General features: G+C 70.8%; 9 protein-coding genes. 3 read left to right on the top strand and 6 right to left on the bottom strand.

From position 1 onward, the window contains the following. Positions 1–67: 67 nt before the first annotated feature. The 3 genes from ABT053_RS13255 to ABT053_RS13245 all read right to left on the bottom strand — a co-directional run bounded on the left by ABT053_RS13255 (position 68) and on the right by ABT053_RS13245 (position 3607). A complete protein-coding gene (locus tag ABT053_RS13255; protein ID WP_350969186.1) occupies positions 68–1705 on the bottom strand; it encodes an ABC-F family ATP-binding cassette domain-containing protein in 1638 nt (545 codons plus the stop codon). Positions 1706–2430: 725 nt separating this feature from the next. Further along, complete coding sequence (locus ABT053_RS13250) at positions 2431–2877, bottom strand: phospholipase (RefSeq protein WP_350969185.1); 447 nt, start codon at positions 2875–2877, stop codon at positions 2431–2433. A gap of 331 nt (positions 2878–3208) precedes the next feature. After that, complete coding sequence (locus ABT053_RS13245; RefSeq protein WP_350969184.1) at positions 3209–3607, bottom strand: COX15/CtaA family protein; 399 nt, start codon at positions 3605–3607, stop codon at positions 3209–3211. A gap of 10 nt (positions 3608–3617) precedes the next feature. Between ABT053_RS13245 and ABT053_RS13240 the strand changes: the two genes are divergently transcribed. Continuing rightward, positions 3618–3770 (top strand): hypothetical protein, encoded by a 153-nt coding sequence (locus ABT053_RS13240; RefSeq protein ID WP_350969183.1) that lies wholly within the window; start codon positions 3618–3620, stop codon positions 3768–3770. Between the two features lie 19 nt (positions 3771–3789). On the opposite strand, the gene sigJ is transcribed toward ABT053_RS13240, so the two are convergent. Continuing rightward, complete coding sequence (gene sigJ, locus ABT053_RS13235; protein WP_350969277.1) at positions 3790–4698, bottom strand: RNA polymerase sigma factor SigJ; 909 nt, start codon at positions 4696–4698, stop codon at positions 3790–3792. A gap of 560 nt (positions 4699–5258) precedes the next feature. On the opposite strand from sigJ, the gene ABT053_RS13230 reads away from it, so the two are divergent. Beyond that, positions 5259–5762 (top strand): carboxymuconolactone decarboxylase family protein, encoded by a 504-nt coding sequence (locus ABT053_RS13230; protein ID WP_350969182.1) that lies wholly within the window; start codon positions 5259–5261, stop codon positions 5760–5762. Positions 5763–6017: 255 nt separating this feature from the next. Continuing rightward, positions 6018–7520, top strand: a complete 1503-nt coding sequence (locus tag ABT053_RS13225; protein ID WP_350969181.1) for a CehA/McbA family metallohydrolase domain-containing protein — start codon at positions 6018–6020, stop codon at positions 7518–7520. A gap of 384 nt (positions 7521–7904) precedes the next feature. On the opposite strand, the gene ABT053_RS13220 is transcribed toward ABT053_RS13225, so the two are convergent. After that, entirely contained in the window at positions 7905–8294 is a 390-nt protein-coding gene (locus tag ABT053_RS13220) for a hypothetical protein (protein WP_350969180.1), read from the bottom strand. A gap of 726 nt (positions 8295–9020) precedes the next feature. Beyond that, on the bottom strand, positions 9021–25496 hold the full coding sequence (locus ABT053_RS13215; protein ID WP_350969179.1) for a beta strand repeat-containing protein: 16476 nt from the start codon (positions 25494–25496) through the stop codon (positions 9021–9023). Positions 25497–25744 lie beyond the last annotated feature (248 nt).

The raw sequence follows: 25744 nt of genomic DNA, 5'->3' as shown, positions 1-25744 counted from the left end.
GAGGCCCTGCCCCTCTCTCGGCCGCCTCACCGGCCGCCCCCGCCCGTTCGGGCGGTCACGGGTCGGCTCAGGTCGCTGCCGGGGCTCCCGCCTCCAGCAGCCGTCCCTCGGAGAGGCGCAGCCAGCGGTCGATCCCGATCTCCGCGAGGAAGCGTTCGTCGTGGCTGACCACCACGAACGCGCCCTCGTAGGCGCTGAGCGCGCTCTCCAGCTGGCCGACGCTGACCAGGTCGAGGTTGTTGGTCGGTTCGTCCAGCAACAGCAGCTGGGGCGCCGGTTCCGCGTACAGCACGCAGGCCAGGGTGGCGCGCAGCCGCTCACCTCCGGACAGCGCGCCGACCGGCAGGTGAACGCGGGAGCCGCGGAACAGGAAACGGGCGAGCAGGTTCATCCGGTCGGCCTGCGGCATCCCCGGGGCGAACGCGGCCAGGTTCTCCGCCACGGTCCGGTCGAGGTCGAGCAGGTCCAGCCGCTGGGACAGGTGGGCGACCCGGCCGTCGGCCCGCCTGACCCGGCCGCCCCCCGGTTCGAGATCTCCGTTGACCAGGCGCAGCAGGGTGGATTTTCCGGCGCCGTTCGGGCCGGTCAGCGCGATCCGCTCGGGTCCCCGGATCGTCAGGTCGACGCCCTCCCCCGCGAACAGGGCCCGCTCACCGTGGTGGACCCGCATCCCCTCGCCGAGGAAGACCGTACGTCCGGCCGGGACGTTGGTCCCGGGCAGTTCCAGCGTGATCTTCTGCTCGTCGCGCAGGGCGCGGCCCGCCTCGTCGAGCCGGGCCCTGGCGTCGTCGACCCGCGCGGCGTGGACCTCGTTCGCCCTGCCCGCCGACTCCTGGGCGTCGCGTTTCATCGTCCCGGCGAAGATCTTCGGCAGCCCGGCGTCCTTGAGGTTGCGGGCGGCGTTGCTCGCCCGGCGGGCCGCGCGCTCGCGGGCCTGCCGCATCTCCCGCCTCTCCCGCTTGACCTCCTGCTCGGCGTTGCGGACGTTCTTCTCCGCGACCTCCCGCGCGGCGCGTACGGCCTCCTCGTAGGCGGTGAAGTTGCCGCCGTGGGAGCGGACCTCGCCCCGGTCGAGCTCGGCGATGCGGTCCATCCGGTCGAGCAGCGCCCGGTCGTGGCTGACCAGCAGCAGGCAGCCGTTCCAGTCCTCCAGTACGCCGTGGAGCGTGCGGCGCGCGTCCAGGTCGAGGTTGTTGGTCGGCTCGTCGAGCAGCAGGACGTCGGGCCGCTTCAGCAGCTGCGCCGCCAGGCCGAGGGAGACGACCTGGCCGCCGCTGAGGGTGTCCAGGCGCCGGGCGAACGAGAGCTCCCCGAGGCCGAGCCGGTCCAGCTGGGCACGGGTGCGCTCCTCGATGTCCCAGTCGTTGCCGATCGTGGTGAAGTGCTCCTCGCTCGCGTCCCCGGACTCGATGGCGTCCAGGGCCCTGATCACCGGAGCGATCTCCAGGACCTCGGCCACGGTCAGGTCACCGGTGAGCGGCAGGCTCTGCGGGAGGTAGCCGAGCACGCCCTGGACGGACACGGTCCCGCCTCCGGGCCGGTACTCACCGGCGATCAGTTTGAGCAGGGTGCTCTTGCCGGCGCCGTTCGGGGCGACGAGGCCGGTGCGGCCGCCGCCCACGGTGAAGGAGAGATCCTGGAAGACCGGGGTGTCGTCGGGCCAGGAGAAGGAAAGGTTCGAGCAGATGACGAACGCATCGGACATGCGGGAAAACCTCGTGTGGGACGCGGGCGCGCGAAGGCCGCCCAGCCGGGAAACGGGAATCGGTGAGACGACGGCATGGCCACGGCGGCAGCGCTGCTACGCGCCGGCCGGTGGCCGATCACTTCCGGTATCACCCGGAGATGTCGTCGTCACCTATCACGTCTGATCTCCCTTTTCCCTGTCACTCGCGGCCCATCATATGGGACGCGCCGGGGAGGGCCGGCAGGAGCTCTCCCGGATCTTCCGGCCGTACGGGGGCCTGAGAGCCCGCGTGACCCGTTCGAGGGTTGTGCCGGAACGTGTCCCGGAAGTCCCAGGCCCACGGTCCGATGCGCCGGAGGCGGGGGGACATAGCGTCGGCGTCTCGTCCACGGAGGGGAATCCGATGACGTTTCCGGTGACCGGTCCGTTGACCGGGGCGACGGGCGAGGCCGGCCGGCACGTGGTCGGCCATCTGCTCCGCGCGGGTCGGAGGGTGGCTCCCGGGCCGTGCCCGGGGGCGGCTCCCGGGACGCCGACCGGCGCGAAACCGGGCCGACGCGAAACCAGGCCCGGTACAGGACCGGCACGAAACCGGGCCCGTTGCGGGACCGGACCGACGCGAAACCGGGCCGGTGCGGGACCGGCCCGGTTTCGTGTCAGCGAGAGATCACGAAGAATCCGTGAGGCGCCGGTGAGGGATCAACGCGAAGGGACGATCCCGTGTCGACGGGGAGCGGGACGGATCACGCCGCCGCTTCCTGGTCGGCCCGTTCCGCGGCCTGGCGGATCCGCTCGATCTGCGCCCCGGTGACGTTGAGGGTGCCGAACTCCTTGACCGCCTGGTAGTAGGTCCAGGCGAGGCTGTTGCAGGTGCCCCTGGGGATGGTGGAGTATCTCGCGCAGACCTGCTTCATGTCGAAGTAGAACGCGTCGTCGATGCGTGCCTTGTTCGCCGGGAACTGGCTCACCGCCTTGTAGTTGCGGTAACCGAAGTCGTGACGCCGGCACGAATTCCTGAAGTCGAAACCGAGCGGCTGGTCGGGGCTGCTCGAACACAGGTCGGTCGACCAGTCGAAGCCGTAGTCTCCCCAGGCTCCCTGGTTCTGCCAGGCGGACAGCCAGCTGGCGGCGCTGGCCGCCGTGGGCTGGCTGAAATTCGAAAGTGCGGCGAGTTTTTGCTCCAGTGTCACCGCGTGGGCGGGCGGCGTTAACCCGAGTAATGCGACGAGGGAGAGAGCGGCGGTTACGAGGGCGCGTTTGACCATGGACTCTGCCTTTGTCCGGGGGGTACCTCTCGCGGCAGGACTCTGCCACGGCCTAACAATGAGGCGAAATATCCGGTGACGCCGGAACAGATCTTTGTCAACATCGGCGCCGATATTCGTGAACGGCAGCTCTTTACAATGTTTACAGTCTCGCGTAAGGATCTGTTTCCGGCCTCGCGCGGACCGGCGGCGCCCACGACGGGGGCCGCCCCGGAGAAAGCTCGATCACGATCGCCGTGTCGTCGTCACGTCCAGCTCATGAGCGACGATCCAGAAGGCCGGACGTCGCGTGGACGTCTCCGCCCCTCCGGTTCGCGGCGACCGGCCGGAGCCGGCTGAGCTGGAGGACGCTCAGGCCGAACAACAGCACGCCCAGCGGGACGTGCAGGGTCTTCACCTGCGCGATGCCCAGTGCTATCTGCGCCAGCACGAGCCCCAGGAACCCGGCCGCGTACAGGATGGGCCTGGGCGAGCCGCCGCCCGGACGCCACAGCAGGATCGCGACGACCAGGTGTGACACCGCCACGGCGAACACCCCGTACGCCGAGACACTGTGCAGCGTCCGCCCGCCGGGCGAGGACAACAGCAGTCCGGCGGTGATCGGTGCGGCGAAGAGGGCCAGGGTCTGCAGGGTGATCACGATACGCAGGAACACGGGTGACTCCTTGACTGCTGCGGGACGGGTGGAGGTGGCGGCGACGGCCGGGGCGGCGATCGCCCCGGCCTTCTCCGTCGTGGCCGGGGCGGCGATCGCCCCGGCCTTTTTCGTCGTGGCCGGGCCGACGGCCCCGGCCGGGCGCGTCGCGCGCGTGCCGTGACGGCCGTGTCCGGGCGGTCCTAGGGCTGCTGCCCCACGGTCCAGGGCCGGAGCTTCTCGGGGTTGCGTACCGCCCAGATGTGTGTGATCCGGTCGCCTGCGACGTCGAACGCCAGCACCGTCACGGTGACGCCGTCCTGCTGGGCCACCAGGCCGGGCTGGCCGTTGACCGTACGCTCCAGGATCGTCATGCTGGGCACCATTTCGACGATGTCGACGGCGTAGCGCGCGATCCGCTCGCGGCCCTCGACCGGGCGGAGCACGGCGGCGGCCAGGCCGCCGCTGTCGGTGACCGCCGTGGCGTCGGGGGCGAGCAGGCCGATGAGGGCGTCGATGTCCTTGGCCTCCCAGGCCAGTTTGAAGTCCCTCACGATTCCGGCCTGCTGGGCCGTGGGGGTCGCGGGGGCCTCGGGAGCCCGCGAGTCGCGGATGCGGCGGCGGGCCGAGGTGGCCAGCTGGCGGCAGGCCGCCGGGGTACGGCCGACGATCTCGGCCACCTCGGCGAAGGGGTAGCGGAAGACGTCGTGCAGGACGAACGCGACGCGCTCGGCCGGGGTCATCGATTCGAGCACGACGAGGAAGGCCATGTTGATCGACTCGTCGAGGGTGACCCGGTCGGCCGGATCGGCGGGATCGGCCGCGGTGCCGCCCGGCCGCCCGTCGATCCACTCCGTACGGTCGGGCAGCGGCTCGGGGATCCACGCGCCCACGTAACGCTCGCGCCGGGCCCGTGCCGAGCCGAGCAGGTCCAGGCAGACGCGGCTGGCGACGGTCGTCAGCCAGGCGCCCGGGGACTCGACGGCCTCCTGCCGCTGCCGGGACATGGCGTACCAGCGGGCGTAGGTCTCCTGGACGACATCCTCGGCGTCGGCCAGGGAGCCCAGGAGGCGGTAGGCGAGATTGATCAGCTGGCGCCGCTCGCTGACGATCGCGCTCAGACCCGGATCGAACCGGTCACCTCCCGGCCCTCCCGGCCCTCCCGGCCTTCCCGGACCTGACGGCTCGGACGGTTCTGACCGCTCAGACGGCCCGGACCGCTCGGATGACCCGGATGGCTCTGACCGCTCAGACGGCCCGGACCGCTCGGATGACCCGGATGGCTCTGACGACCCGGACGACCCGGACGACCCGGATGGCTCGAACGGCTCGGATGGCCCGGATGGGGTGGTCATGGTGTCGTCGGCTCCCTCGGTCGCGGCTGCCCTCACCCGTCCGACGAGACAGCGCGCCGAACTGTGAGGCCGGCGCGTCGCCTCACATTCCCGGTGGTCGTGTCGTCGGACTCCCGAGACACCATCCAGCACACGAGAAGGCTCCGCGACCCCGGGCCGGTACGTGGACCGCCGTCGGGAACCCGCGCCGGGACCACTGCCGGAACCACTGCCGGAACCGCTGCCGGCCACTTCGTGACGAGAGATCCCGCCCACCGGGCCGCGGGCCTTGGGACCGCCGCTGGAATCGAGTGAAATCGAGAAAGGAAGACCTCGCGATGTCCGTACCCACGACCTCCGGGCAGGACGGCCTCCGGTCGCGCCTGCCCGACCCCGCCCAGTTCTTTCCCGAGGTGGCGACGATCGCCGGGGCGATGGCGAAGGCCACCCTGAACGGTTCGATCCCGCGGACCACCGTCGGCCTGGTGCAGCTCCGCGCCGGGCAGATCGTCGGCAGCACCTACCACGCCGTCCGGCAGACCGGCGGCCTCCGCGAGGCCGGGGAGACGGAGGAGCGCATCACCGCCGTGGCGTCGTGGCGGGACGCCCCCTACTTCACCGACGCCGAACGGGTCGCGCTGGAGCTCGTGGAGGCCGTCCTCACCCCGAACCCGCTCGGGGAACGCGTCCCCGACGAGTTGTACGCCAGGGTGTCCGCCCACTACGACGACATGGCGCTCTGGACGCTCACCCTGGCGATCGGCCAGATCTGCTTCTTCGTCCCCGTCGCTCTCATCGCCAGGCCGATCCCCGGCAGGCCTCCGGGGAAAAATTACCGTTAGTGATGACCCTCGATCCCAGGGTGAGAGCACGCGGCCGTGCCTCACCCTGGGGCACGCCCGGCCCGGAGCGGCCCACGGGCCCGCCTGCGAGCGGGTGAACCCCGGGCACGCCCGGCAGGTGCCACCCAGGAGATGATTTATAACCTTCTGAGGCAGTTGTTCGTGGTCGTCCCATTCCCTGTTCATGTTGCGTTCAGCGCGGCCTTCGAGACTCGCAGATTGGGACCAAGCTGCAGATGACCGAAAGGCTTCATTGTGAAGGACCAGAACACCGAAGACCCCGAGCGCTCGTCGCTCTCACGACGCCGGTTGGTCAAGTACGCCGGTCTCGGGGCGACGCTGGTCGCCGCGAGCCCGCTGGCGACCGGCAACGCGGCGTGGGCGGAGCAGGACCCCGAGCGCGCGAGCGAGAACCGTGGCGACTCCCGCAACCGGGTGTGGCGCGCCGGTGACCACCACGTGCACTCGGAGTACAGCGGCGAGTTCGACACCTCGACGAACCCGCCGAAGTTCAGCAAGGGCGCCGACGCCGTGTACCCGATCGTCACCAACGCGATCATGGCCAAGTACTTCGGCCTGAGCTGGGCGATGTGCACCGACCACGGCGGGCCGACGCACTCGAAGGTGAACCTTGAGCAGGCCTACCCCGACCTGCTGCGCTCGCGCGTCCTCGTGCCCGAGGTCCTCCAGTTCTGGGGGATGGAGTTCGACGCCCCGGCGCTGGACCACCACACGCTGATGATCCCCCACCACTCCGGTGAGGCGCAGCAGCTGTTCGAGCTGGAGAGCCGCTTCGCCAAGCACGACGCGTTCCCCGCCGACCCCGGCCGCGACACCGAGGCCAAGATGGTGGAGTTCCTGAAGGCCGCGAAGGGCATGCGGCAGAAGCCCCTGGTCATCGCCCACCACGCCTCGCGGTCGGCGACCGGCCTCGGCGTCTACGGGCAGGACACTCCCAAGGAGTTCCGCAACGGCAACAACGTCGCACCGGAGATCTACGTCGGCTTCGAGGGCGCTCCCGGCCACCAGGCGGGCCCGCTCAACGGCGGCGCGCGCGGAGGCTACGGCAACCACCCGACGTACGGCGGCTTCGACCAGATGACGGCTCGCGTCGGCGGCCTCTGGGACTCGCTGCTCGGCGAGGGCCGGCGCTGGTGGATCACCGCGACCTCGGACTCGCACGTGCACTGGACGCGCGGCGGCGCCGACTTCTGGCCGGGCGAGTACAGCAAGACCCACGTGCTGGCCAGGCAGGACTACGCCGACATCATGGACGGCCTCCGCAACGGGCGGATCTGGGTCGGCACCGGCGACCTGATCACCAGCCTCGACGTCACGGCGAGCACCCAGGGCCGCCAGGCCACCACGGGCGAGACCCTCACCGTGAGCCGCCGCAACCGGACCGACGTCGACATCGAGATCAGGTTCCGGCCGCTGGAGGGCAAGAACGCCAACGGCGACCACCCCGAGGTCCGGCGCGTCGACCTGATCACCGGTCAGGTCACCGGCCCGAGCGCCAACCTCGACGCCGACACCAACCCCACCACGAAGGTCGTGGCCCGGTTCGGCCCGCGCGACTGGCGCAGGTCGGGACGCGACTACGTCATCCGCCACACCCTGCGCGACGTGCAGGGCGACTTCTACGCCCGCGTACGCGGCACGAGCACCGACGAGGCCGAGCCGCTCGCCGACGGCAAGGAGAGCCCCTGGGAAGACCTGTGGTTCTACTCGAACCCGGTCTTCGTCCAGTACCGCTAGCACCTCGGCCGCCGGAGAACGCCCCGGCGGTCCGTCGCGAGCACCTGGAACACACGTGAACGTCCCGCCGGTCCACCGGCGGCGCCCCGAACACACGTGAACGCCCCGCCAACTTCCGGCGGCCCTCGGACACACGTGAACGCCCCGCGGGCCCACCGTCAGCGCCTCGGGCACACGTGAACGCCCCGCGGGTCCGGAGACCCGCGGGGCGTTCACACGTTCGGGCTTGGACCGCCCGCCGCCCGCCGCCTGCCGCACCGGGTCGCCGAGTTCCCTCGACGTGCACGACACGACCGACGTCAGGACACAGCCGATGCCAGGACACGACCGGCGTCAGGACACGACCGGCGTCAGAACACGGCCGATGTCAGGACGTGACCGGCGTCAGGACACGACGCTGATGCCGGGCATGGGGCAGAGCATCTCCCGCTTCGCGGGGAAGTGCTTCTTCGCGTTCCAGGTGACCGTCTCGCCGGGGGGGACCTTCACGAGGGCCTGGGCGTAGTCGAGCGTTGTCGCCTTGGTGGTGGTGAAGTAGACGACGACCTTGTAGGTGACGGGCTTCTTCCCGGGGTTCCTCGCGGTCCCCTCGGCGCTCCAGCCGCCCGGGATGGCCTCGCACTTGGTCTGGACGACGTTCTTGCGGACGTTGGGTTCGTTGGCCACCTTCGCCGGCAGCTCGTTCGCCTCGCCGCCCGTCTCACCGCTCGCCCCGGTCGGCTCCACGACCGGCGACCTCTCCGACACCACCGCGGCGTTGCGCATGGTGTCCACGTTCGAAGAACATCCGGCTGCCAGCACGGAGGCCAGCATCACCAGCACCGGGGCTTTTACCGCCGTAGGTGATGCACATCGTATATTCACTGAACGACTCCCGCAGCATCAGTTGATTTATACTGATATTCAGACCCTCGGCCGATACGGAATCGCAGCGTCAGGCCAAGGACATCCACCGGATGCACTGGATCCGCACGGAACCTGCGCATCCGAGGCGCAGAATGACCGTCGAAGCCATTTATTCACGATTACCATGGCGCAGTGGATGCCATATCACCCACGATAATACAACCGCCCCCGGCGACCGGCATTCTTCGTTGTCCATGCTGACCCCCTTTTGAGGTAATATTCACGCCCATCGGGGCCGAATTCTCCTCTCCTGTCTTTTATGACAGATAAAAACCATTCCGATGCCGGGGCGCCGGTGGTTCTCTCCCCGCCGGCCCCGTCCCGGCGATCTCTTCCCGGCGATCTCGCCCTCCGCCGAACCGCCGTCCGCGCGGCCGTCGTGCTCGCGCCGCCCGGGTGCGGGCTCGTCCCGGACGGGCCCCGGACGCGACTCCGCGGTGGGCGCTGTCGCACCCACCGCGGAATCTGTCCGGCCGGCGGGCCGGGTGGATCCTCCCCCGGCCTACCGGTCGCCGTGACCGGGTGTCGCCGCCACGGGCGCCGAGCCGATCAACTTCCCGTTGTCCAGGTCGCCGTCACCCGCCCCGGCGGGGCTCAGCGGCGCCTCTTCCAGTGACCTCCGTGGAACTTGTGGTGGCGCTTCTTCTTGCGGTCGGTGATCTTGATCTTGGTGGAGTCCGACGTCCGGTTGCGGATCTTGTTCTCCTGGCGGTCCGTGCCGCCGGACGCCCGCGGCCTGACCGGCGCGGCCACCGCGACCGTCACGCTCGACCCGCCGGAGGTGACGCCCGGACCACCCGACAGCGGATTGCCCGAGGCCGTCGCCGTGTTCACGATCGACCCCGCGTCGATGTCCGCTCCCGACACCGCGTAGGTGCCCGTGCAGGTCGTCGAGGCCCGGGGCGCCAGCGTCGTCACCGGGCAGGTGATCACCGCGGGAACCCCCGACCGCCGGACGGACGTGTCCGTCACGCTGATCCCCCGCAACGTGACGTTGCCGGTGTTGGTGACCAGGTACGAGTAGGTGATCGTCTGGCCCGCCGTCGACACCCTGCCCGGAGTCGCCGACTTCGCCAGCGTCAGACCGGGGTTCGGGGTGGCGGTCACCGTCGCCGTCGACGACGGGGAGGTGACCGGCGGACCCGTCGGCGGCGTACCCGACGCCGTCGCGGTGTTCACGATCGACCCCGCGTCCACGCCCGCCTGGGTGACCACGTACGTGCCCGTGCAGGTCGTCGAGGCCCGGGGCGCCAGCGTCGTCACCGGGCAGGTGATCACCTCGGGGACCCCGGAGCCCGGAGAGGCGGTGTCCGTCACACCGACATTGGTCAACGCGACGTTGCCGGTGTTGGTGACCAGGTAGGAGTAGGTCACCGTCTGGCCCGCCGCCGTCACCGTGCTCGGCGACGCCGTCTTGACGAGCGTCAGCGACGGGACCGCCGCGGCCGTGACCGTCGCGGTCGACGCGTTGGAGCCGGTGACCGCGCCCGTCGGCGTGGTACCCGAGGCCGTCGCGGTGTTCACGACCGAACCGGCGTTGATGTCGGCCTGGGTGACCACGTACGTGCCCGTGCAGGTCGTGGTGGCTTGCGGGACCAGCGTGGTCACCGGGCAGGTGATCACCGGAGGTGTCCCGGTGCCGGAGAACGCCGCGTCCACCGCGCTCACCCCGGTCAGCGTCACGTTGCCCGTGTTGGTGACCAGGTACGAGTAGGTGATCGTCTGTCCTGCCGCCGTCATGGTGGACGGCGAGGCCGTCTTGGCGAGCGTCAGGGCGGAGGCCGGTGCGGCGCCCACCGCCGCCGTCGACGACGGAGACGTGATCGGCGGTCCCGTCGGCGGGGTGGCGGAGCCGGTCCCGGTGTTCAGGATCGAACCGGCGTTGATGTCGGCCTGGGTGACCACGTACGTGCCCGTGCAGGTCGTGGTGGCCTGCGGGGCCAGCGTCGTCACCGGGCAGGTGATCACCGGAGGCGTACCCGTACCCGAGAACGCCGTGTCCGTCACGCTCACCCCGGTCAACGTCGCGTTGCCGGTGTTGACGAGCGCGTACGAGTAGGTGATCGTCTGCCCCGCCGCCGTCACGGTGGCCGGGGCCGCCGTCTTCAGCAGGGCGAGGCTGGGCGCGTCCGCGATGGTGATCGTCACCGTCGACGAGGCGGACGTGACCGGCGGGCCCGTCGGAGGAGTACCCGTCGCCGCCGCCGTGTTCACGATCGAACCCGCGTCCACGTCGGCCTGCGTGACCACGTACGTGCCCGTGCAGGTCGTCGTGGCCTGCGGGGCGAGCGTCGTCACCGGACACGTGATCACCGGAGGCGTACCCGAGCCCGAGAAGGACGTGTCCACCACACCCACACCCGTCAGCGTGACGTTGCCGTCGTTGACGACCAGGTAGGAGTAGGTGATCGTCCGTCCGGCCGCCGTCACGGTGGCCGGGGCCGCCGTCTTCAGCAGCGACAGGCTGGGAGTCTCCGTGACGGTCGCCGTCGACGTCGACGGGGCGGACGTCACCGGCGGGCCCGTCGGCGGGGTGCCGGAGGCCGTCGCGGTGTTCACGACCGAACCGGCGTTGATGTCGGCCTGGGTGACCACGTAGGTGCTGGTGCAGGTCGTGGTGGCCTGCGGGGCGAGCGTCGTCACCGGGCAGGTGACCACCGGAGGTGTCCCGGTGCCGGAGAACGCCGTGTCGGTCACGGTCAGCGCGGTCAGCGTCGCGTTGCCGGTGTTGACGATCGCGTACGAGTAGGTGATCGTCTGTCCCGCCCCCGTCAGCGTGGTCGGCGAGGACGTCTTCAGCAGCGTCAGGCTGGGAGCCGACGCGATGGCGATGGTCGTCGTCGACGAGGCGGACGTGACCGGCGGGCCCGTCGGCGGCGTACCCGTCGCCGTCGCCGTGTTCACGATCGAACCCGCGTCCACATCGGCCTGCGTGGTCACATACGTGCCCGTGCAGGTCGTCGTGGCCTGCGGAGCCAACGTGGTCACCGGGCAGGTGATCGCCGGAGGCGTACCCGTACCCGAGAACGCCGTGTCGGTCACGGTCAGCGCGGTCAGCGTCGCGTTGCCGGTGTTGGTCACCAGGTAGGAGTAGGTGATCGTCCGGCCCGCAGCCGTCACGGTGCTCGGCGAGGCCGTCTTCAGCAGGGCCAGGCTGGGAGCGTCCGTGATGGTGATGGTCGTCGTCGACGAGGCGGACGTGACCGGCGGGCCCGTCGGCGGAGTACCCGTCGCCGCCGCCGTGTTCACGACCGAACCCGCGTCCACATCGGCCTGCGTGGTCACATACGTGCCCGTGCAGGTCGTCGTGGCCTGCGGAGCCAGCGTCGTCACCGGGCAGGTGATCACCGGAGGTGTCCCGGTGCCGGAGAACGCCGTGTCGGTCACGGTCACACCGGTCAGCGTCGCGTTGCCGGTGTTGACGACCAGGTAGGAGTAGGTGACCGTCCGCCCGGCCGCCGTCAGTGTGCTCGGCGAGGCCGTCTTCAGCAGCGACAGGCCGGGAGCGTCAGCGATGGTGATCGTCTCCGTCGACGGCGCCGAGGTGACCGGCGGGCCCGTCGGCGGCGTACCCGTCGCTGTCGCCGTGTTCACGATCGAACCGGCGTCCACATCCGCCTGCGTGGTCACGTACGTGCCCGTGCAGGTCGTCGTGGCCTGCGGCGCCAACGTGGTCACCGGGCAGGTGACCACCGGAGGCGTACCCGTGCCCGAGAACGCCGTGTCCACCACACTCAGCGCGGTCAGCGTCGTGTTACCGGTGTTGGTCACCAGGTAGGAGTAGGTCACCGTCCGCCCGGCCGCGCCCACCGTGCCCGGTGAGGCCGTCTTCAACAGCGCCAGGCTCGGAGCGTCCGCGACGGTCGTCGTCACGGTCGACGGGGCGGACGTGATCGGCGGTCCAGTCGGCGGAGTGCCCGTCGCGACCGCGGTGTTCACGATCGAACCGGCGTCCACGTCGGCCTGCGTGGCCACGTAGGTGCCCGTGCAGGTCGTGGTGGCCTGCGGGGTCAGCGTCGTCACCGGACACGTGACCACCGGAGGTGTCCCGGTGCCCGAGAACGCCGTGTCGGTCACGCTCACCCCGGTCAACGTCGCGTTGCCGTCGTTGACGAGCGTGTACGAGTAGGTGATCGTCTGCCCCGCGGTCGTCACGACCGCCGGGGAGGCGGTCTTCAGCAGCGACAGGCTGGGCGCGTCCGCGATGGTGATCGTCACCGTCGACGGGCCGGACGTGACCGGCGGCCCCGTCGGCGGAGTGCCCCTCGCGACCGCGGTGTTCACGAGCGTGCCCGCGTCCACGTCGGCCTGCGTCGTCACATACGTGCCCGTGCAGGTCGTGGTGGCCTGCGGGGCGAGCGTGGTCACCGGGCAGGTGGCCACCGGAGGTGCTCCCGTGCCCGAGAAGGCCGTGTCCACCACGGTCAGCGCGGTCAGCGTCGCGTTGCCGGTGTTGGTCACCAGGTAGGAGTAGGTGACCGTCCGTCCGGCGGCCGTCACGGTGCTCGGCGAGGCCGTCTTCAGCAGGGCCAGGCTGGGCGCGTCCGCGATGGTGATCGTCACCGTCGACGGATCGGAGGCCACCGCCGGGCCCACCGGCGGAGTGCCGGTCGCGACCGCGGTGTTCACGAGCGTGCCCGCGTCCACATCGGCCTGCGTGGTCACATAGGTGCCCGTGCAGGTCGTGGTGGCCTGCGGGGCCAGCGTCGTCACCGGGCACGTGACCACCGGAGGCGTCCCCGTGCCGGAGAACGCCGTGTCGGTCACGCTCACGCCCGTCAACGTCGCGTTGCCGTTGTTGACGACCGTGTACGAGTAGGTGATCGTCCGGCCAGCGGCCGTCACCGTGCTCGGCGAGGCCGTCTTCAGCAGCGTGAGGTCGGGAGCCGCCGCGATGGTGATCGTCACCGTCGACGGGCCGGACGTGACCGCCGGACCCACCGGCGGAGTGCCGGTCGCGACCGCCGTGTTCACGATCGAACCCGCGTCCACGTCCGCCTGCGTGGACACGTACGTGCCCGTGCAGGTCGTGGTGGCCTGCGGGGCGAGTGTGGTCACCGGGCAGGTGATCACCGGAGGCGTCCCGGTACCCGAGAACGCCGTGTCGGTCACGGTCACACCCGTCAACGTCGCGTTGCCGTTGTTGACGACCAGGTAGGAGTAGGTGATCGTCCGTCCGGCCGCCGTCACGGTGCTCGGCGAGGCCGTCTTCAGCAGCGACAGGCCCGCGGCGGGATCTCCGGTGACCGTCGCGGTCGACGGGTCGGAGGCGATCGGCGGACCCGTCGGCGGAGTACCGGAGGCGACCGCGGTGTTCACGATCGTCCCGGCGTCCACGTCGGCCTGGGTGGCCGTGTAGGTGCCCGTGCAAATCGTGGTGGCCTGCGGGGCGAGCGTCGTCACCGGGCAGGTGACCACCGGAGGCGTCCCGGTGCCCGAGAACGCCGTGTCGGTCACACTCACACCCGTCAACGTCGCGTTGCCGTCGTTGACGACCGTGTACGAGTAGGTGATCGTCTGCCCCGCGGTCGTCACGGCCGACGGGAAGGCGGTCTTCAGCAGCGACAGGCTGGGCGCGTCCACGATGGTGACCGTCACCGTCGACGGGTCGGACGTGACCGCCGGACCCGTCGGCGGGGTACCGGTGGCGACCGCGGTGTTCACGATCGACCCCGCGTCCACGTCCGCCTGCGCGGTCACGTACGTGCCCGTGCAGGTCGTCGAGGCCTGCGGGGCGAGCGTCGTCACCGGGCAGGTGACCACCGGAGGTGCTCCCGTGCCCGAGAACGCCGTGTCGGTCACGGTCACACCCGTCAGCGTCGCGTTGCCGTTGTTGACGACGAGGTAGGAGTAGGTGATCGTCCGGCCCGCCGACGCCACCGTGCTCGGCGAGGCCGTCTTCAGCAGCGTGAGGTCGGGAGCCGCCGCGATGGTGACCGTCGCCGTCGACGGATCGGAGGCCACCGCCGGACCCGTCGGCGGAGTGCCCGTCGCGACCGCCGTGTTCACGATCGAACCCGCGTCCACATCCGCCTGCGTCGTCACGTACGTGCCCGTACAGGTCGTGGTGGCCTGCGGGGCGAGCGTCGTCACCGGGCAGGTGACCACCGGAGGCGTCCCGGTGCCCGAGAACGCCGTGTCGGTCACGGTCACACCGGTCAGCGTCGCGTTACCGGTGTTGACGACCGCGTACGAGTAGGTGATCGTCCGCCCGGCCGCCGTCACCGTGCTCGGCGAGGCCGTCTTCAGCAGCGCCAGGCCGGGAACCGGGTCGGCCGCCACCGTCTCCGTCGACGGTGCCGAGGACACCGCCGGACCAGTCGGCGGGGTGCCGGTGGCGACCGCGGTGTTCACGATCGAACCGGCGTCCACGTCCGCCTGGGTGGTCACGTACGTGCTGGTGCACGTCGTCGTCGCCTGCGGGGCCAGCGTCGTCACCGGGCAGGTGACCACCGGAGGCGTACCCGTGCCCGAGAAGGCCGTGTCCACCACGGTCAGCGCGGTCAGCGTCGCGTTGCCGGTGTTGGTCACCAGGTACGAGTAGGTCACCGTCCGGCCCGCGGCCGACACCGTGCCCGGTGAGGCCGTCTTCAGCAGCGCCAGGCTCGGAGCGTCCGCGACGGTGGTCGTCACCGTCGACGGCGGAGACGTGATCGGCGGTCCCGTCGGCGGGGTGCCGGAGCCCGTCGCGGTGTTCACGATCGAGCCCGTGTCCACGTCCGCCTGCGTGACCACGTAGGTGCCCGTGCAGGTCGTGGTGGCCTGCGGGGCGAGCGTCGTCACCGGGCAGGTGACCACCGGAGGCGTCCCGGTGCCCGAGAACGCCGTGTCGGTCACACTCACACCCGTCAACGTCGCGTTGCCGTCGTTGACGAGCAGGTACGAGTAGGTGATCGTCTGCCCCGCGGTCGCCACGGCCGACGGGAAGGCGGTCTTCAGCAGCGTCAGGCTGGGTGCGTCATCGATGGTGATCGTCACCGTCGACGGGCCGGACGTGACCGCCGGACCCACCGGCGGGGTGCCCGAGGCGAGCGCGGTGTTCACGAGCGTGCCCGCGTCCACGTCCGCCTGCGTGGTCACGTACGTGCTGGTGCAGGTCGTGGTGGCCTGCGGAGCGAGCGTCGTCACCGGGCAGGTGACCACCGGAGGCGCGCCCGTACCCGAGAACGCCGTGTCCACCACACTCACCGCGGTCAGCGTCGTGTTACCGGTGTTGACCAGCGTGTACGAGTAAGTGATCGTCCGGCCCGCCGCCGTCACCGTGCTCGGCGACGCCGTCTTCAACAACTCCAGGCTGGGCGCGTCCGCGATGGTGATCGTCACCGTCGACGGGTCCGACGTGATCGGCGGACCCTCCGGCGGGGTGCCCGAGGCGAGCGCGGTGTTCACGAGCGTGCCCGCGTCCACGTCCGCCTGCGTCGTCACGTACGTGCTGGTGCACGTCGTCGTCTCCTGCGGCTCCAGCGTCGCCACCGGACACGTCACCACCGGAGGCGCACCCGTGCCCGAGAACGCCGTGTCCACCACACTCAACGCCGTCAACGTCGTGTTACCCGTGTTGACCAGCGTGTACGAGTAAGTGATCGTCCGGCCCGCCGCCGTCACCGTGGCAGGCGACGCCGTCTTCAACAACTCCAGGTTCGGCGCGTCCGCGATGGCGATGGTCACCGTGGACGGGGCGGACGTGACCGGCGGGCCCGTCGGCGGGGTGCCCGTCGCCGTCGCCGTGTTCACGATCGTGCCCGCGTCCACGTCGGCCTGGGTGACCACGTAGGTGCTGGTGCAGGTCGTCGAGTCCTGCGGCTCCAGCGTCGTCACCGGGCACGTGATCACCGGAGGTGTCCCGGTGCCGGAGAACGCCGTTTCGGCCACGCTCAGCGCGGTCAGCGTGGTGTTGCCGGTGTTGGTGACCAGGTAGGAGTAGGTCACCGTCCGTCCGGCCGCGCCCACCGTGCTCGGCGACGCCGTCTTCAGCAGCGCCAGGCTGGGAGCCGGGTCGGCCGTCACCGTCTCCGTCGACGGGTCGGACGTGACCGCCGGACCCTCCGGCGGGGTGCCGGTGGCGACCGCGGTGTTCACGATCGAACCGGCGTCGATGTCGTCCTGGGTGGTCACGTACGTGCTGGTGCACGTCGTGGTGGCCTGCGGGGCCAGTGTCGTCACCGGGCAGGTGACCACCGGAGGTGTCCCGGTGCCCGAGAACGCCGTGTCCGCCACACTCACCGCGGTCAGCGTCGTGTTGCCGGTGTTGACGATCGTGTACGAGTAGGTGATCGTCTGTCCCGCGGTCGTCACGGCCGGCGGGGCTGCGGTCTTCAGCAGCGACAGGCCGGGAGCGTCCGTGATGGTGATCGCCACCGTCGAGGGCGGGGACGTGACCGGCGGGCCCGTCGGCGGGGTGCCCGTCGCCGTCGCCGTGTTCACGATCGTGCCCGCGTCCACGTCGGCCTGCGTGGTCACGTAGGTGCTGGTGCAGGTCGTCGTCTCCTGCGGCTCCAGCGTGGTCACCGGGCAGGTGATCACCGGAGGCGCCCCGGTGCCGGAGAACGCCGTTTCGGCCACGGTCAGCGCGGTCAGCGTGGTGTTGCCGGTGTTGGTGACCAGGTAGGAGTAGGTCACCGTCCGTCCCGCCGCCGTCAGCGTGGCCGGTGAGGCCGTCTTCAGCAGCGCCACGCCGGGAGCCGACGGGATCGTGACGGCCGCCGTCGACGGCGCCGACGCGACCGCCGGGCCCACCGGCGGGGTGCCCGTCGCGACCGCGGTGTTCACGATCGTCCCGGCGTCGACGTCGTCTTGGGTGGTCACGTACGTGCCCGTGCAGGTCGTCGACGCCTGCGGGGCGAGTGTGGTCACCGGGCAGGTGATCACCGCGGGTGTCCCGGTGCCCGAGAACGCGGTGTCGGCCACGTCCACCCCGGTCAGTGTGGTGTTGCCGGTGTTGGTGATCAGGTAGGAGTAGGTCACCGTCTGGCCCGCCGCCGTCGCCGTGGCCGGGGCCACCGTCTTGAGGAGCGTCAGCGTCGAGACGGTCGTGGCCGTGACCGTCGCGGTCGACGGGGCCGACGTGATCGCGGGACCCGTCGGCGGGGTGCCCGTCGCGACCGCGGTGTTCACGATCGAGCCGGTGTTGACGTCCGCCTGGGTGACCGTGTAGGTGCCCGTGCAGGTCGTCGAGGCCTGCGGGGCCAGCGTCGTCACCGGGCAGGTGATCACCGCCGGTGTCCCGGTGCCCGAGAACGCGGTGTCCGCCGCGCTCACCCCGGTCAGCGTCACGTTGCCGGTGTTGGTGATCAGGTAGGAGTAGGTCACCGTCTGACCCGCCACCGACACCGTGGCCGGGGCCACGGACTTGACGAGCGTCAGCGCCGAGGCCTCCTCGGACGTGACCGTCGCCGTCGACGGAGCGGACGTGACCGCCGGGCCCGTCGGCGGGGTGCCGGAGGCCGTCGCGGTGTTCACGATCGAACCGGCGTTGATGTCGGCCTGGGTGACCGTGTACGTGCCCGTGCAGGTCGTCGAGTCCTGCGGGGCCAGCGTCGTCACCGGGCAGGTGATCACCGCCGGTGTCCCCGAGCCCGAGAACGCGGTGTCCACCGCGCTCACCCCGGTCAGCGTCACGTTGCCGGTGTTGGTCACCAGGTAGGAGTAGGTCACCGTCTGACCCGCCACCGACACCGTGGCCGGGGTCGCCGACTTCAGCAGCGCCACACCGGGAAGCAGTTCGGCGGGCAACGTCGCGCTCGACGGAACGGACGTCACCGGCGGGCCCGTCGGCGGGGTGCCGGAGGCCGTCGCGGTGTTCACGATCGAGCCCGCGTCCACGTCCGCCTGGGTGGCCGTGTAGGTGCCCGTGCAGGTCGTGGTGGCCTGCGGGGCGAGCGTGGTCACCGGGCAGGTGACCACCGGAGGCGTCCCGGTGCCGGAGAACGCGGTGTCCGTCACGTTCACCCCGGTCAGCGTCGCGCTACCGGTGTTGGTGACCAGGTAGGAGTAGGTCACCGTCTGGCCCTCGTCGACCAGGGCCAGCGGGGCGACACTCTTCAGCACCGTCAGGCCGGAGGTCGGCGCGGCGTCCAGCGTCGCGGTCGACGGGTCGGACGATATCGGCGGGCCGGTGGGCGGGGTGGCGGTGGCGACCCCGGTGTTCACGACCGCTCCCGCGTCGATGTCGGCCTGGGTGACCGTGTACGTGCCCGTGCACGTCGTCGATTCCTGCGGCTCCAGCGTCGTCGCCGGGCAGGTGACCACCGGGAGTGTCCCGGTGCCGGAGAACGCCGTGTCCGTCACGTCCACGCCGGTCAGCGTGGTGTTGCCGTCGTTGGTGACCAGGTAGGAGTAGGTCACCGTCTGGCCCGCGGCCGTCACCGTGCTCGGCAGCGCCGTCTTCAGCAGCGCCAGGCTGGGAAGGTCGTCGATGGTGATCGTCACCGTCGACGGGGCGGAGGCCTCCGGCGGCCCCGTCGGCGGGGTGCCGGTCGCGACCGCGGTGTTCACGACCGAGCCCGCGTCCACGTCCGCCTGCGTCGTCACGTAGGTGCTGGTGCACGTGGTCGTCTCCTGCGGCTCCAGCGTCGTCACCGGACAGGTGATCACCGGAGGCGCCCCGGTGCCGGAGAACGCGGTGTCCGTCACGTTCACGGCGGTCAGCGTCGTGTTGCCGGTGTTGACGATCGTGTACGAGTAGACGACCGTCCGCCCGGCCGCGCCCACCGTGCTCGGCGACGCCGTCTTCAGCAGCGACAGACCGGAGTCCAGCACGGCGGCCAGCGTCTCCGTCGACGGGGCGGAGTTCACCGGCGGACCCGTCGGCGGGGTGCCGGTCGCGACCGCGGTGTTCACGATCGAACCGGCGTCCACGTCCGCCTGCGTGGTCACGTACGTGCTGGTGCACGTCGTCGTCTCCTGCGGCTCCAGCGTCGCCACCGGACAGGTGATCACCGGAGGCGCCCCGGTACCGGAGAACGCCGTGTCCGCCACGCTCACCGCGGTCAGCGTCGTGTTACCGGTGTTGACGATCGTGTACGAGTAGGTGACCGTCAGGCCCGCCGCCGCGAAGGTGCCCGGATCCGCCGTCTTCAGCAGCGACAGGCTGGGAGCGTCGTCGATGGTGATCGTCACCGTCGACGGGTCGGACGTGATCGGTGGCCCCGTCGGCGGGGTGGCGGTGGCGAGGGCGGTGTTCACGATCGTGCCCGCGTCCACGTCGGCCTGCGTGGTCACGTACGTGCTGGTGCACGTCGTCGTCTCCTGCGGCTCCAGCGTCGTCACCGGACAGGTGATCACCGGAGGCGCCCCGGTGCCCGAGAACGCGGTGTCCGCCACGCTCACCGCGGTCAGCGTCGTGTTACCGGTGTTGACGATCGTGTACGAGTAGGTGACCGTCCGCCCGGCCGCGCCCTCCGTGCTCGGCGACGCCGTCTTCTGCAGCTCCAGGCTGGGTGCCTCGGCGGCCGTCACCGTCGCGGTCGACAGCTCGGAGGCCACCGGCGGACCCGTCGGCGGGGTGCCGGTGGCGAGCGCGGTGTTCACGATCGAACCGGCGTCGATGTCGGCCTGCGTGGTCACGTACGTGCTGGTGCAGGTCGTCGTCTCCTGCGGCTCCAGCGTCGTCACCGGACAGGTGACCACCGGAGGCGTCCCCGAGCCCGAGAACGTGGTGTCCGTCACGTTCACGCCGGTCAGCGTGGTGTTTCCTTCGTTGACCACCAGGTAGGAGTAGTCGATCGTCTCGCCCGCCGCCGACACCGTGGCCGGTGACGCCGTCTTCAGCAGCGACAGGCTGGGAGCCGCGGCGGCCGTGATCGTCGCGGTCGACGGGTCGGCGGCCACCGGCGGGCCCGTCGGCGGGGTGCCCGTCGCCGTCGCGGTGTTCACGATCGTGCCCGCGTCGATGTCGGCCTGGGTGGTCACATAGGTGCTGGTGCAGGTCGTGGACGCCTGCGGGGCGAGCGTCGTCACCGGGCAGGTGACCACCGGAGGTGTCCCGGTGCCGGAGAACGCCGTGTCCACCGCGTTCACCCCGGTCAACGTCGTGTTGCCGGTGTTGATGAGCAGGTAGGAGTAGGTCACCGTCCGGCCCGCGGCCGACACCGTGCTCGGCGACGCCGTCTTCAGCAGCTCCAGGCTGGGCGCCTCGGCGGCCGTCACCGTCTCCGTCGACGGGGCGGACGTGACCGGCGGGCCCACCGGCGGGGTGCCGGTGGCCGTCGCGGTGTTCACGATCGCGCCCGCGTCGATGTCGGCCTGCGTCGTGACGTACGTGCCGGTGCAGGTCGTCGACGCCTGCGGAGCGAGCGTCGTCACCGGGCAGGTGACCACCGGAGGTGTCCCGGTGCCCGAGAAGGCGGTGTCCACCACGCTCAGCGCGTTCAACGTCGCGTTGCCGTTGTTGACGACCATGTACGAGTAGGTGATCGTCCGGCCCGGCGCCGACACCGTGGCCGGCGACGCCGTCTTCAGCAGCGTCAGGCTCGCGGTCGGATCTCCGGTGACCGTCGCGGTCGACGGCGGAGACGTGACCGGCGGCCCGGTCGGCGGGGTGCCCGTCGCGACCGCGGTGTTCACGATCGTCCCGGCGTCCACATCGGCCTGGGTGACCGTGTAGGTGCCCGTGCAGGTCGTGGTGGCCTGCGGGGCCAGCGTCGTCACCGGGCAGGTGATCACCGGAGGCGTCCCGGTGCCGGAGAACGCCGTGTCCGCCACGCTCAGCGCGGTCAGCGTCGCGTTACCGGAGTTGACGACCATGTACGAATAGGTGATCGTCTGTCCCGCGACTCCCACGTCCGAGGGGAAAGCGGTCTTCAGCAGTGACAGCTCCGGATCCGACGTGGCGGTCACCGTCGCCGTCGACGGGGCGGAGGACACCGCCGGGCCGGTGGGCGGGGTGCCCGAGGCGACCGCGGTGTTCACGATCGTGCCCGCGTCCACGTCGGCCTGCGTGGACACGTACGTCCTCGTGCAGGTCGTGGTGGCCTGCGGCGCCAGCGTCGTCACCGGGCAGGTGATCACCGACGGTGTTCCCGTACCGGAGAAGAACGTGTCCACCACTCCCACCCCGGTCAACGTCGTGTTGCCGGTGTTGACGATCGTGTACGAGTAGATGATCGTCCGGCCCGCGGCCGTCACCGTGCTCGGCGACGCCGTCTTCTGCAGCGCGATGCCGGGAGCCGTCGTGATGGTGACCGTCGCGGTCGACGGGGCGGACGTGACCGCCGGACCCGTCGGCGGGGTGCCGGTGGCCGTCGCGGTGTTCACGATCGCACCCGCGTCCACGTCCGCCTGCGTGGTCACATATGTCCTCGTGCAGGTCGTGGTGGCCTGCGGCGCCAGCGTCGTCACCGGGCAGGTGATCGGTGACGGTACTCCGGTGCCGGAGAAGAAGGTGTTCGTCACGGTCACCCCGGTCAGCGTCCTGTTGCCGGTGTTGACGATCGCGTACGAGTAGGTGATCGTCCGTCCGGCCGCGGTCGCGGTGGTCGGCGAGGCCGTCTTCAGCAGCGCGATGCCGGGAGCCGAGGTGATCGTGACCGTCGCGGTCGACGGGGCCGACGTCACCGGCGGGCCCGTGGGCGGGGTGCCGGTGGCCGTCGCGGTGTTCACGATCGTGCCCGCGTCCACGTCGGCCTGCGTGGTCACGTACGTCCTCGTGCAGGTCGTGGTGGCCTGCGGGGCGAGCGTCGTCACCGGGCAGATGATCGCCGAGGGGGTTCCGGTGCCGGAGAACGCCGTGTTCGTCACGGTCACCCCGGTCAGCGTCCGGTTGCCGGTGTTGGTGACCCGGTAGGAGTAGGTGATCGTCCGTCCGACGGCCGTCACCGTGGCCGGCGAGGCCGTCTTCAGCAGCGCGATGCCGGGAGCCGAGGTGATCGTGACCGTCGCGGTCGACGTCGGAGACGTGACCGCGGGCCCCGTGGGCGGGGTGCCGGTGGCCGCGGCGGTGTTCACGATCGTGCCCGCGTCCACGTCGGCCTGCGTGGTCACGTACGTGCTCGTGCACGTCGTCGACGCCTGCGGCGCGAGCGTCGTCACCGGGCAGGTGACCACCGGGGGTGTGCCGGTGCCGGAGAACGCCGTGTTCGCCACGGTCACCCCGGTCAGCGTCCGGTTGCCGTCGTTGACCACCAGGTAGGAGTAGGTGATCGTCCGGCCCGCGGCCGTCACCGTGGCCGGCGACGCCGTCTTCAGCAGCGACAGGCTGGGAGCCGAGGTGAGGGTGATCGTCGCGGTCGACGGGGCGGACGTGACCGCCGGGCCCGTCGGCGGGGTGCCGGAGGCGGTCGCGGTGTTCACGATCGTGCCCGCGTCCACGTCGGCCTGGGTGGTCACGTACGTCCTCGTGCAGGTCGTCGAGGCCTGCGGGGCGAGCGTCGTCACCGGGCAGGTGATCGCCGAGGGGGTTCCCGAGCCCGAGAACGCCGTGTTCGTTATCCCCACCCCGGTCAGCGTCCGGTTACCCGTGTTGGTGACCAGGTAGGAGTAGGTGACCGTCCGGCCCGCGGCCGTCACGGTGGTCGGCGAGGCCGTCTTCAGCAGCGCGATGCCGGGAGCCGACGGGATCGTGACCGTCGCGGTCGACGGCGACGACGTCACCGGCGGGCCCGTGGGCGGGGTGCCGGTGGCCGTCGCGGTGTTCACGATCGTGCCCGCGTCCACGTCGGCCTGGGTGGTCACGTACGTCCTCGTACAGGTCGTGGTGGCCTGCGGGGCGAGTGTCGTCACCGGGCAGGTGGTCGCCGACGGCGTACCCGTACCGGAGAACGCCGTGTTCGTTATCCCCACCCCGGTGAGGGTGGTCTGACCGGTGTTGGTGACGGCGTAGGAATAGGTGATCGTCCGGCCCGCGGCCGTCACCGTGCTCGGCGAGGCCGTCTTCAGCAACGACAGCGACGAGACCTGCACGGGGACCGCCGTCGAGGCGCTCGCGCTCGCCGTTCCCTGCTGGGTCGGCGTGTCGGAGCTGGCGTACCTGATGGTCGCGGTGTCGGTCACCGTCGTGCCGGGCGAGTTGGGGCCGAGGGTGACCCGGAACGTCACGGAGGTGGACTGGCCGGGCGCCAGGGAGCCGCCGCTCGTGGCGTTCGCCCCGGTCCCCAGCTGCGCGCTGACCTGGTTGCCGACGAACTGCGCCTGGTCGTCTCCCGGCTGGTCCGTCTTGGATCCGGCGTTGGGTCCCGACGCCACGGCGATGGTCCCCGGCACGTAGACGGTGTTCGCGGGGATCGGGTCGGAGAGCAGCACCCCGATCGCGGTGTCGTCTCCCGTGTTGGTCGCGGTGATGGTGTACTGGACGACCGAGCCGGGCGCGGGGGTCCCGCCACCGACCACCTGGGCGGTCTTGGTCATCTGGACGTTCGCCTGGTGCAGGTCGGTCTGCGTGAAGAACGCGTGGGGCCAGTAGGCGTCACCGACCGTGCTGAAGGTGAACTGGGCCGAGGTGTCGTTGTTACGGAACGCCGACGACGCGTCGATGATGCTGGAGTCGTACCCGAGCGTGTTGGTGTAGGCCGGGTTCCGGTTGGTCACCTGGCTGCCGAGGTTGGCGATGGTGGAGTTGAAGAAGTTGTTCGCCGGGTGGAGGGCGTCGCTCAGCACGGTCAGCGGCCCGTTGGTGCTCTTGATGCTCAGGGAGTCGCCGACGATCGCGTTGTCGCCGTCGTAGACGATCTCGCCCAGCTGGACGTTCACGGCCCCGATGGTCGGGGTCTGGAACCCGCTCAGGTTGATCGTGGTGTCCGGGGTGCCGTTCTGCTGCTCCAGGAAGCCGTCGAACACCGAGATGTTCCGCAACGGCAGGGACGAGTCCCGGTAGGCCACCACCAGCGACCATCCGCCGAACGCGCCGAGGCCGTCGAACCCCCGGGCGGCCTGCACGTTCGCCACCGTGTAGGTGCCGGCGCCGGCCGACGCCACCAGGGAGGTGACGTCCGCGGAGGCTCCGTAGACGATCCCGTCCGCGGTGACGTTGTCGGGGGTGTCGCCGATGTCGGCGGCCGAGGCGTTGATCGTCCGGTAGGCGGTGTCGCCCGGAGCCTTGATCAGCACCCGCCCGCGCACGCTGATGTCGGGCGCCAGGCGGTTGCCGGCCGGCAGGCCCGTCGTGTCGGTCGTGGTCTGGCCCCGGCCGCCCCAGTACAGCCGCGCGTAGGCGACCTGCGCGTTGGCCGACAGCGTGAGGCCGGCGGTGCTGGAGTTGAAGGTCGTCCCGTCACTGTCCACGTCGATGAAGGTGGCGGCGATGCTGTTGTTGCCCGAACCGTTCTGGACGGTGGCGCAGTTGGTCACCTGCGGGGGATAGCAGGTCACCACCGAGTTCGCCGCGCGGGTCACCGCCCCCCGGTAGTCGCTCGTGTAGCGCTCGGAGAAGGTGATCGGCGCTCGGCGTGCCGACGAACCCGCCTTGGCGCCCGCTCGGGCCAGCCTGGTCTCGGTCAGGACATCCGGGGAGGCCCTGAGCCGGGCGGCCCTGCCCTGCGTGCTCTTCCGTGCCGGAGCGGTCGCCGCACCGGTCTCCTCGGCCTGCGCCCGCTTGTCGGCCGAGGGGCCGGCGGGGGCGTCGGCCGGAGTGTCGGCGGGGGCCTCGGCGTCAGCGGTCGGGGCGTCGGCGTCGGCGGTCGGGGCGTCGGCGGCGGGCTCACCGGCAGGTGTGCCGACGGCCCTGGGGCCGGAGGTCATGCCCTGGCAGGTCCGCCCCGCGTGCGCGTCGACCGTCGGGATGGACATCCGGTCACCGGCCGCCCGGACGGCGTACCGCACGTCGACGCTCTCACCGGCGCCCACGTCGCCCACCCATTTGAGCAGGGGCTTGTCGTAGGCCAGCGTGCCCGCGGTCGCGTGGCTGTCACCCACGGTCTCGCCGCCGGGGACGGCGGAGAGGTCCTCGGCGAAGCTCGCCCCCTCCGCGTCGACGTCACCGGTGTTGGCGACGTGCACCGTGACGATCGCGCGATCGCCGTCAAGCCGCGCCTCCCGCGTCAGCCGCAATGTCGGGCCGGTCCGGCCCGGGCCGCACGTGACGACGAACGACGGGGTGTCGCCGTCGCCATGAGACGCAGCGGAGGAGGTGTACACCATCGGCCCCAGGCCAACCGCACATACCGTAAATCCGGACAAGGCGCTCCCAAAGAAGCCCTTCCGCACACGAGTCCAGAACAGCAAGGCCGACCTCCCGCAGGAATTCCGACAAATAGTGTCGAATCATTGAACGGGGGGCCGAGCTTTCCGCAGTGATATTGCCCTGACCGCGGCTTTAAGAGGATAACCAGGCCATCATCAGCAGAAACGTTAGGCGCGCGGCAATAGTGATCTGTCAAATTATGGTG

The organism is Streptosporangium sp. NPDC002524 (genome assembly GCF_040295985.1).
Lineage (GTDB): Bacteria > Actinomycetota > Actinomycetes > Streptosporangiales > Streptosporangiaceae > Streptosporangium.
This window is presented reverse-complemented; position numbering and strand designations above follow the sequence as displayed.

What these genes read in the sequence shown, in the direction of transcription:
- ABT053_RS13255 (WP_350969186.1), bottom strand. Translation starts at nt 1,705, where the DNA reads ATGTCCGATGCGTTCGTCATCTGCTCGAACCTTTCCTTCTCCTGGCCC.
- ABT053_RS13230 (WP_350969182.1), top strand. Translation starts at nt 5,259, where the DNA reads ATGTCCGTACCCACGACCTCCGGGCAGGACGGCCTCCGGTCGCGCCTG.
- ABT053_RS13215 (WP_350969179.1), bottom strand. Translation starts at nt 25,496, where the DNA reads ATGGTGTACACCTCCTCCGCTGCGTCTCATGGCGACGGCGACACCCCG.